The 15,084-nt window shown below is 44.6% G+C and carries 12 protein-coding genes; 7 read left to right on the forward strand and 5 right to left on the reverse strand.

The features are described from left to right. Window positions 1–12: 12 nt before the first annotated feature. Both QWY16_RS03310 and QWY16_RS03315 read right to left on the reverse strand, forming a co-directional pair. Window positions 13–381 carry a DUF1801 domain-containing protein gene (locus tag QWY16_RS03310; protein WP_300991435.1) on the reverse strand — a complete coding sequence of 123 codons (369 nt, stop codon included), beginning with the start codon at window positions 379–381 and terminating at the stop codon, window positions 13–15. Between the two features lie 12 nt (window positions 382–393). Continuing rightward, entirely contained in the window at window positions 394–915 is a 522-nt protein-coding gene (locus tag QWY16_RS03315) for a helix-turn-helix domain-containing protein (RefSeq protein ID WP_300991436.1), read from the reverse strand. A 174-nt stretch (window positions 916–1,089) separates the two neighbouring features. On the opposite strand from QWY16_RS03315, the gene QWY16_RS03320 reads away from it, so the two are divergent. From QWY16_RS03320 to QWY16_RS03335, 4 genes are all read left to right on the forward strand, one after another. After that, window positions 1,090–2,394: an MFS transporter gene (locus QWY16_RS03320; protein WP_300991437.1), complete on the forward strand. Its 1,305-nt coding sequence runs from the start codon at window positions 1,090–1,092 to the stop codon at window positions 2,392–2,394. A gap of 25 nt (window positions 2,395–2,419) precedes the next feature. Then, window positions 2,420–3,403, forward strand: coding sequence for an ornithine cyclodeaminase family protein (locus tag QWY16_RS03325; protein WP_300991438.1), 984 nt, complete (start codon window positions 2,420–2,422; stop codon window positions 3,401–3,403). Between the two features lie 227 nt (window positions 3,404–3,630). After that, a complete protein-coding gene (locus QWY16_RS03330) occupies window positions 3,631–6,411 on the forward strand; it encodes a bifunctional diguanylate cyclase/phosphodiesterase (RefSeq protein ID WP_300991439.1) in 2,781 nt (926 codons plus the stop codon). A gap of 16 nt (window positions 6,412–6,427) precedes the next feature. Next, window positions 6,428–8,065 carry a thiamine pyrophosphate-binding protein gene (locus QWY16_RS03335; RefSeq protein WP_300991440.1) on the forward strand — a complete coding sequence of 546 codons (1,638 nt, stop codon included), beginning with the start codon at window positions 6,428–6,430 and terminating at the stop codon, window positions 8,063–8,065. Between the two features lie 39 nt (window positions 8,066–8,104). Here QWY16_RS03335 and QWY16_RS03340 read toward each other — a convergent pair whose 3' ends face one another. Continuing rightward, complete coding sequence (locus tag QWY16_RS03340; RefSeq protein ID WP_300991441.1) at window positions 8,105–8,761, reverse strand: hypothetical protein; 657 nt, start codon at window positions 8,759–8,761, stop codon at window positions 8,105–8,107. A gap of 390 nt (window positions 8,762–9,151) precedes the next feature. Here QWY16_RS03340 and QWY16_RS03345 point away from each other — a divergent pair, with 390 nt between their 5' ends. From QWY16_RS03345 to QWY16_RS03355, 3 genes are all read left to right on the forward strand, one after another. After that, complete coding sequence (locus QWY16_RS03345; protein ID WP_300991442.1) at window positions 9,152–11,692, forward strand: bifunctional diguanylate cyclase/phosphodiesterase; 2,541 nt, start codon at window positions 9,152–9,154, stop codon at window positions 11,690–11,692. A gap of 313 nt (window positions 11,693–12,005) precedes the next feature. After that, window positions 12,006–12,452, forward strand: a complete 447-nt coding sequence (locus QWY16_RS03350) for a DUF4385 domain-containing protein (RefSeq protein WP_300991443.1) — start codon at window positions 12,006–12,008, stop codon at window positions 12,450–12,452. Between the two features lie 105 nt (window positions 12,453–12,557). After that, window positions 12,558–13,445 carry a TIGR01777 family oxidoreductase gene (locus QWY16_RS03355; RefSeq protein WP_300991444.1) on the forward strand — a complete coding sequence of 296 codons (888 nt, stop codon included), beginning with the start codon at window positions 12,558–12,560 and terminating at the stop codon, window positions 13,443–13,445. 210 nt (window positions 13,446–13,655) lie between these two features. On the opposite strand, the gene QWY16_RS03360 is transcribed toward QWY16_RS03355, so the two are convergent. Together QWY16_RS03360 and QWY16_RS03365 are read right to left on the reverse strand one after the other, a co-directional pair. Further along, window positions 13,656–14,120 carry a GNAT family N-acetyltransferase gene (locus tag QWY16_RS03360; RefSeq protein WP_300991445.1) on the reverse strand — a complete coding sequence of 155 codons (465 nt, stop codon included), beginning with the start codon at window positions 14,118–14,120 and terminating at the stop codon, window positions 13,656–13,658. A gap of 69 nt (window positions 14,121–14,189) precedes the next feature. Continuing rightward, window positions 14,190–14,999 (reverse strand): DUF817 domain-containing protein, encoded by an 810-nt coding sequence (locus tag QWY16_RS03365; RefSeq protein ID WP_300991446.1) that lies wholly within the window; start codon window positions 14,997–14,999, stop codon window positions 14,190–14,192. Between the last annotated feature and the right edge of the window lie 85 nt (window positions 15,000–15,084).

Below are 15,084 nucleotides of genomic sequence, written 5' to 3' on the forward strand. Positions count from 1 at the left end.
GACTCCGCGGAGTCATCCTTTTTGTCGTTTTTTATTATACTCAATCGCTTCCCAAATCAAGTTCTTAAAAGCTTGAGGCTGGATGTCATCCATCTTTCTGACGCGGATATGGCGCATTTTCGTGCCGTCGCCTTCCAGTAACCCATCGCGGTCATCCAGCTGAGCTCCTTGATAAAATCCGAAATTGATGTGGCTTTTGGCAGTTTGCAGGTAGCACACCAATCCATCTCGTGAATAGCTGGGTTTCCCCCATTTGATTTCTTCTTTCATTTGTTCGGAAACCTCAAAAATCAATTGGCGCAATTCAACGGCCATTTTTTGGACATGTTCGGGAAGTTCTTCGATGTATTGGTCAACTGCTGGGTTTAATTGTGCGTTCATCAGACACTCTCCTTAATTCGTTTTGGATGAGACGACCAGAAACCGGACATCCCGTTCGGTCATGTTGAACCAGTAATGGGTTTTGCGGGCATCGAACAGCGTGGATTGCTGCTCAGTGAGTTCAAATCGCTGGCCGTCAACTTCCACCGTCAGCACACCTTCCACGACAAAGATAAACTCATAGCCATTGTGCGCGAAAGCATTGCCTTTGTTGTCACCGGGATGCAAAGTGACAAGGATCGGGGAAAAGCCCGCTTCCTTCACGCCATTTGATAAATCTTTATAGTAGAATCGTTCCAGACGGTCAGCCAGGTCATCCTGTTCGGCATCGCCATCCGTAAAAAAAGCGCTCGTGTCTACTTTCAGAGCATCTGAAATTTTCCGCAGCGATTCCAAAGTGACACTCGATTTTCCGCGCTCCACTTGCGACAGAAAACTGATGGATACGCCGGTTTCATCAGCCAATTCCTTTAATGTCATTTTTCGCTCTTTGCGAAGGTCTTTTAAAGTGGTACCTATTGAACCAGTAGGCATATGCATTTCCTCGCTTTATTGTGATATCTCGCTTCATCATACCTTACTTGAAAGAATCACAGCAATGAAAAACAAAACCTGTTGACAGAAAATTTGTAACTGTCTAAACTGATGAAAGGGGATGAATTGAAGTGGTACTTCAATTTCTATTATTTTATTCAAGGGGGAAATAGTATGGATAAAAAGCAGACAAGGCGTATTTTAACGGCAAGTTTAGTGGGAAGTTCAATTGAATGGTTTGATTATTTCTTATATGGAACGATGGCAGCACTTGTTTTTAATCAATTATTTTTTGTCAACGAAGATCCGACAGTCGGACTGATGCTGGCTTATGCATCATTTGCGCTGTCATTTTTCATCCGGCCTTTCGGAGGCATTATTTTCAGCCATATCGGTGACCGCATCGGGCGCAAGAAAACCTTGGTCATTACATTAAGTTTAATGGGACTTGCGACATTCGGGATGGGCTTATTGCCGACTTACCAGGCAATCGGCATTTGGGCTCCGATTTTATTGATCACCTTGCGTTTGGTGCAAGGACTTGGAATTGGCGGCGAATGGGGAGGCGCACTGTTGCTTGCGACGGAATATGCTCCTCCTGAAAAGCGCGGGCTCTTCGGCAGTATTCCGCAAATGGGTGTAACCATCGGGATGGTCATGGGAACCCTCGCTTTATGGGTGATGACGCTGCTTCCAGACGGGGCGTTTATGACATGGGGCTGGCGCGTGCCGTTTATCTTGAGCGCATTTTTAGTCATTTTCGGGTTATGGATCCGTAAAGGAATCGATGAGACACCGGAATTCAAGAAAGTGCAGGCATCGGGAGAAATTCCAAAACTGCCGATTGTTGATACATTGAAATACCACTGGCGCGAAGTGCTGATTGCGATTGGTGCAAAAGTGGTGGAGACGGCACCATTCTATATTTTCGGTACGTTTGTTGTGTCGTATGCGACGACAACTCTCGGGTTTTCACAAACAGCCACCTTGGGATCGGTAATGATCGCAACCGTCATCACGACCATTCTAATCCCGATAATGGGTTCGCTGTCTGATAAAGTCGGACGCAAAAAAATGTATATTGCCGGTACTGTGGCAATGGGGTTATTCGCTTTCCCGTATTTTTGGATGCTCCAGCAAGGATCGGTGCTGTTGCTTGTAGTAGCAACGATTATCGGACTGGGAATCATTTGGGCTCCGATTACCGCGGTGCTCGGCACGATGTTCTCTGAAATCTTTGAGGCCAAAGTCCGCTATACAGGCGTAACGCTCGGCTATCAGATCGGGGCAGCATTGGCAGGCGGTACAGCGCCGCTTGTCGCAACAGCGTTGCTGGCGCGCTTTGATAACTCTTATGTACCAGTGGCCATTTATATTATCATCACCGCATTGATTTCACTTGCCGCTATTTGGGCAGTGAAAGATTTAAGCGGAAAACAAGCAGCACCGAAAGTGGCAGTGAAAGAAAGCCGAGTATAAGCCGCTTTCATTAAAGGAGGAAACCATGCTCATCATCAATGAAAAGCAGATTCAGGAAACTTATCAAATGGCAGATGCCATCCAAGACATCACCGCCATCTTAAAAGCGAAACAGCAAGGCAAGATTGATAATCCGCATCGCACCGTTCTGGATTTCCCTGAACGCCAGGCATCATCTCTTTATATGCCGAGCGCCGATTTGGCAGGAGATATTGCCGGCGTGAAAATCGTGACGATTTTTCCAGAAAACCCGGCGCAGGGAAAACCGACGACACAAGGCATGATTTTGCTGACGGATGCAACAGACGGCCAGCACGTGGCACTCATGACAGCTTCCTATTTAACGCGTTTGCGTACAGGGGCTTTGAGTGCTATTGCGACCGAGCGTCTGGCAAGAGAGGACAGTAAAATCCTTACCGTCATCGGCACTGGGGCAATGGCATTTGAACAAGTGCTCGGTGTGCTCGAGGTCCGTGCAATCGAGCACATCATTTTGGTGAACCGGACGCCTGAGAAGGCACAAGCCTTCGGGGGGAAATTGGAAGCTTTCGGAGTGAATATTCCGTTCAAAGTCGAAACGGACGTTCAAAAAGCGGTCAAACAAGCAGACATCATCTGCTGTGCCACGCGTTCGAATGATCCTGTATTTGATGGCCGGGATTTGCAGCCAGGCACCCATATCAATGGAGTCGGTTCCTACTTGCCAAGCATGCGGGAAGTGGATGAAGTCACGGTGTCCCGGACAGATAAAATCGTCGCGGACGATTTGGCAGGCGTGCGGGAAGAAGCCGGCGAATTGATTCACTGCGCCCAAAATGGCAATTGGTCGTTTGATGGTATTCATGGCGAACTTGGCGAACTTATAGAAGGCGATAAAGCTGGACGCGAATCGGAACAGGAAATCACGTTCTTCAAATCCGTCGGAGCGGCATATTTTGATCTGGCAGTCGCCAAGGGTGTTTTTGCGAAAGCACAGGCGGCAGATTCAGGAATAGAAGTAAAAATGTAATTAGAACTGTCCACATTTGTGGGCAGTTTTTTTTATGGATAATCAGTACAAAAGACTGACGGAATTTTAATTCAATATAACTAGATTTTGTGGTAGGATATGCAGAAGTATTGTATTTAAACAGTATATTTATTCCAAAAAAGTGTTAAAATTAAAGGAAGTAAGGCATTTATTGGAATTATCCATTATATTGTGCTGATTAACTAATAGAACTGAGGAGCGTATGAATGCGAAAAGAACAAACACGGTATTCTCGGCTTGCACAAATTACAAAATTAATAAACACGAAACTCGAATTGAGGGAAGTGCTGGAACATGTAATTACAGCAATTTCTGAGGAAATTGTTCAGTGTGATTCAGTCGGGATTTACTTGCCGGAAGAAAACGGAGATTTCCGGGGATATGTTGGAAAGCCTGAAATTATAAATGGCATGACGCTGGATATGCATTTTATCGATATGGAATATGATTTGCTGGCAAAAGAAGTAATGGAAACAAAGAAAACGATTTATATCCCGGATACTTCCAATGATACCCGGCCGGATCCACGGGCTGTCTCAAGTTTCCAGATTAAATCGCTTCTTGGGCTGCCGATCACGTATGAAGACGAATTGTTCGGTCTGGTGTTTTTATTCGACTATGGGATTCCGATGGATTTAAAAGATGAAGAAATCCAAACGGTCGAAGCTTATGTCAATATGGCAGGCGTTGCCATCCGCAATGCCACCAACTTAAGCCGCAAAGAAAATTTATTGGCGGAAAAGCAAGTGCTGCTTGATTTTACGCGGGAATTGTCGATGTGCTCAACGATGAATGAAGCTTTGGATAAATGTTTTTCTTATGTCGGGGATGTATTGAACAATTATAATGTCGGGGTCCATTTGCTGGATCCGCAAGCTGAGAAAAAAATCCAGCCTGCCAATCTGAGTAAAGACAGTGATTGGACAGAAGAAGACTGGTTGGCCACACATAGCAAAGCACAATTTGACACATTAAATGATGGTGTGTTTAAGGAAGTAATCCGAACCAAAAAACGGCTTTTGATTCCTAATGTTTTTGAAGATGACCGGCCAAACCATGAAGTCTGTAAAACCTTTGGGATAAAAGGCATGTTTATGATGCCGTTGATTGCCATGGGTGAAGTTTTAGGGGCTTTGGCTGTTCCGGAATTCGAGGAAAACGAACTTTCCTTCAAAGAAGCGGATATGCAATTGGCACAGTCTCTAGCAGATGCCACAGCTTCCACTTTGTCCAATCTATTGTATATGGAGAAACAGGAAGTCATTATCGAAGAAAGAACTTCCGAAATCCGGATTAAGAACAATGAGCTTGAACGAGTTGTAGCGGAATTAGGGAACTTAAGCCGTGAACGTGAATTGATTCTAAACTCTGCCGGAGATGGACTTTTTGGATTGGACCTTGAAGGGAAGATCACTTTCTGCAATCCGGCAAGCGAATCGATGCTTGGATACGAAGCAGGAGAGCTGATTGGGAAATCTTCCGATGTTATTTTCGGAAAAAAGAAAGCGCCAATTTCCGAAACCGCTTATTTCGAACCCAATCAACAATTTTTCAAGAAAGACCATTCCAGTTTTTCAGTGGAATATGTCATTTCTTCGATAAAAGACGGCAACCATATTCTTGGCGAAGTAGTCAGTTTCAAAGATATTTCAGAGCGCAAGCAATTGGAAGAAGAGATTAAATACCTCGCTTATTATGACAGTTTGACGGACTTGCCAAACCGGGTGCTGTTAAATGACCGGTTAAACCAGGAACTGGTTGCTGCAAAGTATAAAAGTAAAAAAATGGCCATTATGTACTTGGATTTGGACCGCTTCAAGTTGATCAACGACAGTCTTGGACATAGCTACGGAGATATTTTATTGCGGGAGTCGGCAGGGCGCTTAAGAGCCAGCGTTCCGGATGAAGCCATTGTATCGCGGCAAGGCGGCGATGAGTTCACGATTGTGCTGCCAAATGTGAAAAGCAAAAAAGATGTTTTAACTGTTCTGGAAGATGTAATGGATGCCTTTGCAAAGCCTTATTCATTAAAAGGAAACGAAGTTTATATCAAAACGAGCATCGGCATCAGCATGTATCCGCAAGATGGAGATACGGCTGAAACCTTAATAAAAAATGCCGATGCCGCGATGTACAGATCCAAAGAAAAATCGGGGACTTATTATCACTTCTTTGAAAGCGATATGAGCAACCGGAATCTGGAAAGCATCAAATTGGAGAATGCTTTATACAAAGCATTGGATAACGACGAACTGGTTATTTATTATCAGCCGCAAATAGACAGCAAGACCAATCAGCTGATCGGGGCGGAAGCGCTGCTCAGATGGATGCACCCAACAGAAGGCATGATTTCACCGGTGGACTTTATTCCAGTAGCAGAAGAAACAGGATTGATCATTCCAATCGGCAAATGGGTCTTGAAAAACGCCTGCAGGCAGTTGAAAGAATGGCATGCAGCAGGCCATACGTCTCTGAGTATTTCGGTGAACTTGTCTGGCCGCCAGTTTGAAGAAGACAATCTGGTATCAATGGTCCGGGACATCATAAAAGAATATGAAATCACTCCTGAGAACCTGCACATCGAATTGACTGAAAACCAGTTGATCCGCAATACCGGAGTGACTATTGAAAAAATGAAGCAATTAAAAAAGCTGGGTGTTAAAATTGCCATCGATGATTTTGGTACCGGGTATTCGTCTTTGGGTTATTTGAAAAACTTCCCGATCGATGCGCTGAAAATTGACCGCTCATTCGTCCAGGATATTGAACATGACAGCGACAATGCTGCTATAACCGACACCATTATTACCTTAGCCCAAAACCTGAAGCTGAATGTGATTGCTGAAGGCGTTGAAACTCAGGAACAATTGGATTTCCTCATGTCTAAAGATTGCTACATCATGCAAGGATTCTTTTTCAGCAGACCAATCGAAGCAAAAGATTTAGCTAACAAGTACTTATACAGCAACAGCAACACATTACATTAAACCAGGAGGCTAAAAAATGAAAGCAGTTCGTTCAGTATTAGAGTATTTACAAGGCATGGGTGTTAAGCACGTTTTCGGTATTCCAGCAGGTTCTGTCAATGGATTCTTCAACGAGCTTTACGATATGCCAGAAATCATGCCAGTCGTTACAAAGCACGAAGGAGCCGCTGGTTATATGGCCGCTTCCTACGCGAAATACAGCAACCAATTGAGCGTTTGCATCGGCAGCAGCGGCCCTGGAGGCACTAATTTGGTGACTGGTGCAGCCAATGCCATGCGTGAACATCTGCCTGTTCTGTTTTTAACAGGAGCGGTTCCAGTCAGCACAATGGGATTGAACGCTTCACAGGAATTGGATGCTGATCCTGTCTTTAAATCTGTGACAAAATACAGCGTGACAGTGACTGATGCCAAGGATTTGTTGAAAGAAATTGTCAAAGCAACCGAAATTGCGATTTCTGGCGTGCCAGGACCCGTGCATGTCGCGATGCCGATCGACATCCAGCACAGCCAAGTAGGAGAAGTGGAAATTCCGGCTCCGGTAAAGCGGGAAAATATGGTGCCGGATCTTGAGGCAATCAAAACAGCCGCTAAGGAAATGGCGGAGCGGAAGAGCGGTTATATATTTGCAGGGCAGGGAGCAAGAAATTCAATTGAACAGCTGATCGAGCTGGCAGAGCTGTTGGATTGGCCGATTATGGTTTCTCCTCAGGCAAAAGGAATCATCCGCCATGACCACCCGCTGTTTGCGGGAGTTTTCGGTTTTGCCGGAAACGACGGAGCATCAAAATTGATGAATGAAGGCGACGCGAAGACTTTATTGGTAGTTGGCTCGAGCCTGGGTGAAACGGCGACGAACAATTACAACGCCAATATGGCAAAAGACCGTTTATTGGTGCAGCTGGATTTCGACGCGTCGGTCTTTAACCGCAAATACGAAGTGGATGTGCCTGTTCTAGGCGATATTCAACTAAGTTTGGTATTTTTGATTGAAGAACTGAAGGCGCTCGGTTTGTCTGCCAAAACGATAGAGCCTCTAGAATACAAGGAAGCACCAGCAAATCTCGAAGAATACAGCACCAAAAACGTATTGCTGAAACTGCAGGAATATTTGCCGGCTTCAACTCGCTATACAATCGATATCGGTGAATTCATGGCTTATGTTATCCACCATATGGAAGTGAAAGATGAAGGGACGTTCGACATCAATGTCCATTTTGGAGCAATGGGCAGCGGCTTGAGTGCAGCGATCGGTTCGAAGTTTGCGGAGCCTGAGCGCCCGACTGTAGCGATTACCGGAGACGGTTGTTTCTTTATGCACGGCATGGAGATTTTGACCGCGAAAGAGTACAATCTGCCGATCTTGTTTGTAGTGATGAACAACGCACGTCTTGGGATGGTTTATCATGGGCATGCGCTGCAATTCAAGCGTGTCCACGCTGCATTTGAGCAGGAGCCGATTGATATTTCGGCAATGGCCAAAGCGATGAATATTCCAAGTTACAGAATGGACGGAATGGAAGATTTGAATCCGGAAATTCTTGAAGAACTCATGAATATGAACGGACCAGCAGTCCTTGAAGTGGCATTGGTCGATAATAATACACCGCCAATGGGAGACCGCGTGAAGTTCCTGTCATCATTTGGTAAATAAAAACACAATCCCCTTTTCACTAGTGAAAAGGGGATTGTTCTATAAAGTGGCATAAGATTTTTGAATGGCTCGATGAATAGCGCCCATTGTCTGGCGTTTGAACAAATCAAGAACGGCTTTTCCATTCGGATTGCAAAAGTAATAAGCGTCCACTTGTTCATCAAAAGCAAAGCCAAGGTTGGATAACTCCTGCTGCAAATCTTCAGGCAAGCTGTCTATTCCGGTTTTTTCAGTGAAATAGGCAGTCGGTACGACTTTTACATCAACATCGTCTGTTCCAGTATGGACGAGAAATAAATCTTTATCATTTCGGACAATCCACTGATCTTTCGAGTACAGTGAAATTCGCTGCTGATGCAAGGCCGAGATGCCTTCCAGATTCGTGCCGAATATTCGGTTGAGCATTGCGCGGATTTCAGAACCGGACACAGCCCGGCCATGCTGTTCTATGTAGATGTCTATTGCTGCTGCGGATGGCGGAAGAGTGGGAGAGGAAAGATGGACTGCCTGCAGGGCGAGTTCTTTATCCAATATACGGGCTTTAGACAAATCCATCCCAAAAGCTTGCTGAATGGCCCTGCAAATTACGAGGCCGTTGATTTCACCTTCTAATGAAGAAATGCATTGATCCATCAACTCTACTTTTGACTGATTTTCCTTTTCATGCTGAAGTGCATCGGAGATAGGCTTTTCCATGAATAATTTCCTCCTTGTCGAAATGATGGTAGTTCTAATATCACTATTTATTCCATTATATATAAAAACATTAAATAAAAGTACCTAATAATTAAATAAATTGGAATCTTTAGATACGTTAATTTTTTTGATATAAGCGAGTTTAAAATTACCTCTTATATTAAATGGCCCACCTAACAAGCCTTAAATTATTTTTTAACATCTTTCGTTAGCATATTTCTGAAAATCAGGAAAATGTAGTTATAGAATGCACTGCATATGTAACTTATAATTACTCTAATTATCTTGCTCATTAAAAAAGGGGAATTTGAAAAATAATATTTTATTACGATCTGGACATTGAATAAAGGAAACTTTATCCTCTCTAAAAGAAAAGCGAGTTGAATACAAATGGGAAGCCATAAACGCAATCTGCCTATTCAAACGATTATCAATGCGAGTCACGAAATCATTGTCCTAAAGGATTCGGAAAGCCGGTGGATGGAAGTTAGTGCGGGAACGTTAGAGGTTTTTGGTATAGATAGAGATGAGATAATTGGCAAGACGGATAAAGAAATAGAGGGCATCTATCCATATTTCAAAGAACATTTATCTCGCTTTTTCGAATCCGACCGGCGCTCTTGGCAGTCAGGAACACAGATTCAGACTGCTGAAACCATCACAATTGACGGAATAGAACGCATTTACGACGTAGTCAAAATACCGATTTACAATTCAGAAGGTTCTCCCGACGCACTTGTTGTCATGGGCAGAGATGTTACGGGAATACTGGAACATGAACAGATGTATAGATCGTTATTTCGCGACCATCCGGATGGAATATATTCTCTGGATAAAGAGGATAACATTCTGGACGTTAATAAAGAATCCGAAATAATCAGCGGCTATAGCAGAGAAGAACTAATTGGCATGAACTTTCGTTCAGTGCTTGCTCCAGAATCGCTTGATGAAGCCGGTAGGCACTTTGAAAAAGTATTACAAGGGACATCCCAGTGGTATGAATCTAAACTGCGCTGCAAAGACGGGAAAACCCGGGATGTGCAAATCACCACGCTTCCTACGAAATTGAATGGGAAAATTATCGGCATCCATGGCATGGTGAAAGATGTGACAGAAAAAAACCAGCTAGAACAACTAAAAAACGAGCAAACTGTCATTTTAGCCAAGATTGCAGTAGGAGATCCGCTGGAAGAAATCATGCGTTACATCATCGAAACGGTGGAGAAAATATCCAAAGGTATTTGTTCCGTCATGTTTTATGAAAAGGAACACAACTGGCTGCGTTTTGTCTACGGGCCAAAATTGCCCGAACAATTTATCAAGGTGATCGATAAATTTCCGGTGGGCAAACATCTCGCTTCGTGCGGCCATGCATCCTATACCAAAAAAGTTGCAATTGTAACAGACATTGAGAAGGCTGCTTCCTGGTCCCCATGGCGACAGGAAACTCTTCGCCACGGGTTCCGTGCCTGTTGGTCGATGCCCATCCTCTCCACGAATGATGCATTGCTCGGGACCTTCGGTGTTTATTATCCCGAAGTTCGGCAACCATTAGAGATTGAGATTGATATGCTGAGAACGTTCAGTTATCTGTCTGGACTTGCGATTGAGCGCAGCCGGCATGAAGAGGAAATTCAATTTTTGGCTAAACATGATGCACTGACCAATTTGCCGAACCTGCGTTATTTTAAAGAAGTGTTTTCAGATAAGATTCGGCAAACTGAGGACTTGGCGGTCATGTTTATAGATCTTGACCAGTTTAAATCGCTGAATGATACATTCGGCCATATCTTTGGAGATATGCTGCTTCAGGAAATTGCCAAAAGAATCGAAAAGGTGATTGGTAAAGAGAATTTTATTGCTCGAATGGGTGGGGATGAGTTTATCTTGCTGCTCCAAGAGGTCACTGATGAGCAAAAGATGCGCCTTGTCGCTGATCAGATTTTGAAAGAAACAGAAAAACCGCTGATGATTGAAGGACAAGAGTTTCATGTAACCGCAAGCATTGGCGTCAGCCTGTTCGGCAAGCACGGGAAAACAATCGGCGAACTGATGAAAAACGCAGATGTGGCTATGTACAAAGCCAAAGAAACAGGCGGAAACGCCGGCAAAGTATATGAGGCCACTATGGATGACAAAGCGTATGAACTATATATGTTAAGAGGCGAATTCCGCAAAGCACTGGAACTGCAGCAGTTCGAGCTTCATTACCAGCCGAAAATCAACTTGAAGAAAAAGCGCATCACTGGAATGGAAGCACTAGTCCGCTGGAACCATCCGGAGAAAGGAAGCATCAGCCCAGCAACTTTTATCCCTCTGGCAGAAGAAAGCGGGTTTATCCTGGAATTAGGCGCTTGGGTATTGCGGAATGCTTGCCGGCAAGTGAAGGAATGGAGAGAGGCAGAAGGGCCTGATATCCGGGTAGCGGTCAATGTTTCTGTCAAACAGTTCATCAAACAAGACGTGGCGGCTCTTGTCCAATTGATATTGCAGGAACTGGAGCTGCCGCCGGATTGTCTGGAAATTGAAATTACAGAAAGCGTGCTGAGCAGCCATGAATCCGTGATCCAGGAAGCGGTGGAGAGCTTGCAGAAGCTCGGCGTGAAGGTGTCGATTGATGACTTTGGCACCGGCTATGCTTCATTGACTTACTTAAAGCAATTTCGTGCAGACGCCATTAAAATTGATCAATCGTTCATCCGGCATCTTCCACAGAACCAGGACGATGCGGCCATCGTATCGGCTGTTATCACATTAGCGAAAGCGCTGGATATATGCATTGTCGCGGAAGGCGTTGAAACAAAAGAGCAAGTAGACTTCCTGGTTGAAAAAGAATGCACCGAAGTTCAGGGGTATTATTTCAGCAAGCCTCTTCAGGCAGACAAAATGCATGAGCTTTTAAAGCAGCAATTTGCTTCTGAAAATAAATAAAAGCAGAACATTCCTGGAGGATGTTCTGCTTTTTCCTATGCCATTTATGGTTTGGCTGTAGCATTGATTAAGGAATCGAAAAAAGAGCCGCTGTAAAGGAATGTGCTGATAAGGCGTTTAAGACCATGACGCCTTATCGGTGTTAAACGGGACTTTAATCGGTGTTTCTGGAGGTACAATCGGTGTTCCTCCAAACAGCAGCTCCTTTAAACAAAGGCCGCTTTTGGCCTCGGCAATTTTTCGCTGTTGTTGGCATTTACATCGGCATTTTACCATTCAAACAGGGTATAAAAACCGAAAGGAGTGCATGCAGATGGCATTTGATTACGATTTAGACTACGAAAATTTGGATCTCCGGGAGCATCCGGAACTATACCGTGTCGGCAAAGGAGAGCAAGGCGTGCTGTTGGTAGAGCCGTATAAAAGTGAGATTTTGCCGCATTGGCGTTTTAAGACGCCGGAAATCGCCCGGGAATCATGCGACAAGATTTATGAGATGTTCGAGGAATACCGCAAGCAGGATGATTTTGTCGGGATGGACATGGCGCGGAAATTTATCCAGATGGGCTACACGCGCGCCCGGCGCTATACCAATTATAAAGGCGGCCGAAAATACAACGAAGACAGGACAATCAAGGAGCGGCAAATCGATCCGGTCAAAGCTGAGTCTGCTGCCATTTTCAAAAAGAAATGGGATGAAATCAGGGAAGATGAAGATTATTTGAAGCGTAAAAAAGAGCATCAGAAAAAGTATGGCTAATAGGTTGCTTTGCATAAAATCTATGCACCCTTCAAGCTGTTCCCTTCGTCATGTACAATAAGAAATGACTGGGAATTTAGAACTGAACAGAAATGAGGGAATGGCTTGAAAAAGAAAGTTGTGATTGCTGGCGGAACGGGTTTTATCGGCCAATATTTAGAGAAACAATTTAAAGAACAAGGCTATGAAGTTCATATCATCTCTCGCCAATCCAACCAGATTTTATGGAATGACCATAGGGGCATCGTGGCAGCGCTGGAAGGGGCAGAACTGGTCGTCAATCTCGCGGGAAAATCGGTCAATTGCCGCTACAACGCCAAAAACAAAAAAGAAATATTGGAATCCCGGACAAAAACGACACAGCTTCTTGGCAACGCGGTGGCAGCTTGTGAAAATCCGCCGCCGCTTTGGATCAATGCGAGCACGGCGACAATTTACCGGCATGCGGAAGACCGGCCGATGACGGAAGAAAAAGGGGAGTTTGGCAGCGGATTTTCCGTTGAAGTTGGCCAGGCCTGGGAACAGGAATTTTTCGCTTTCCAGCTCCCTAAGACTCGTCAAGCGGCGCTCCGCATGGCAATCGTACTTGGTGAAGGCGGCGTCATGGAACCGTATAAAAACATGGTGCGTTTTGGCCTTGGCGGCAAACAAGGAAAAGGCAAGCAAATGTTCAGCTGGATCCATGTCGAAGATGTCTTCCGCATCATCTTATTTTTGCTGGACCATAAAGATTTAAGTGGAATCATTAACGCTTCTGCTCCAAACCCTGTCATCAACCGCGAGCTGATGGAATCGATGCGCAAGGCGATGAACCGGAAACTCGGGCTGCCGGCAGCCAAATGGATGCTCGAAATGGGGGCTGTGGCGCTGGGCACTGAAACCGAGTTGATCTTGAAAAGCCGCTGGGTCCTTCCGGAACGGCTGGAACGTGCAGGATTCGAGTTTAAATACGAAACGCTCGATCAGGCATTGGGCCAAATTTTGAAAAAGTAAGACGGGGACAGAAAACACATGAGGTATTTACTTTGCTGTTTCTCCTTGTATAGTTGAATGCTGAAACAGAGTTCCAATCGTTGGATTTTGGTCCAGTAAAGTCATGCGGTGATAAGAAAAAGCATTTGCATGATCCAAGATGCTTTCGACAAAAATGAGCCTATTATCCATCGCGGATAATAGGCTTGTTTGTATTCAGGAGTCCATTCTTCAAGTCAGCTTGAGTTTAAACCCTTCATGCGTCGCTTCAAAGCCGAGCTGTCCATAAAACCGCAAAGCGTCTTCACGCTGCTTGTCCGAAGTCAATTGAACCAAATGGCAGCCGCGCTCTTTTGCCCGTTCGACTGCATACAAAATCATCTGGCTGCCAAGCCCTCGTCCTCGAACGGACGATGCTGTCCGGACGCCTTCGATAGTAGCCCGCCAGCCTCCTTGTCGCACAATATAAGGAAGGAATGTAATTTGCTGCACACCGACCACATCACCATCGAGGCAAGCGACGACCAGTTCGTTGTTCGGGTCAGCCGCAATGGCATTGAATGCCTGAACATAAAAGTCAGGGAGCGGCTGCTCATAGCGTTCACGCTGGCTCCCTAATACATCATCCGCAAGCATCTCCACAATGCGGTCCAAATCCTGTCGTGTGGCTTGCCTGAATTCAACTGCTTGATCCATAAGCGCACCTCCTTGTTTTCTTCATCGTAACTTAAAAGCGAAGATAAGTTAATTCGAATTTAAAGATGATTATTTATAAGTATCCCTTATGGCCACAGGCAGAGAAGTGGGTTCTTTTTCTTGGTATTTCATTGAACTTTTCACCCGCTTTAATTGCGCCACAATGATGACTGAGATAATGACCAATAAAAACCAGGAACTGATTTTTCCGATATGGACAAGCGACCAGGCAACTTGCTGATCGGGATACTGCCAAGCGCCCAGAAAAGTTGTGATATTTTCCGCAATCCAGATAAAAAAACCAATCAGCAGAAACGACAAGATCAACGGCATTTTATAGATGCGGCTGTTCACTTGGAAGGTCACAAACGTCCGGAAGAAAATCATGAACAGCAGCACTTTCAAAATCCAGCGAATATCGTAAGTGAAATGATGCGTGAAAAAGTTGGCGTAAATGAGGAATGAAATCGCGATAGTAAAAAAGGGCTTTGGCCATTCGTAAATTTTTAAATCCATGCGTCTCCAAGCTTGGCAAATATAGCTGGCAACACTGGCGTACATAAAGCCGCTGTAAAGTGGAACCCCGAAAAACTTCGAGTTCGCCGGCTCCGGATAAGCCCACGAACCCATATGCACTTTGTACAGTTCGAGAGCAAGGCCGATCACATGGAAAATACAAATCACTTTCAATTCATCAAAGGTTTCCAGTTTCGAAGCCAGCATGACAAATTGTGCGGCAATGCAAACGAGCAGAATAAAATCGTAGCAAGGCAAAAACGGAATTTCCACAAACTTTGAAAACGCCAGTGCAGCAAAAATAATAGCCGGGAAAATACAGGACAGAGCCTGAAGATAACCGAAGCGTAAAAAGTTTTTCATGAAAGACCTCCGTTTTAGGAGAATATATTTTAAGCTAAGACGAAAAAGGTTTTAGGAAAGTTTCTGTGATTTTGAAAAAGTAAAC

This window comes from Planococcus shenhongbingii, assembly GCF_030413635.1.
GTDB lineage: Bacteria > Bacillota > Bacilli > Bacillales_A > Planococcaceae > Planococcus > Planococcus shenhongbingii.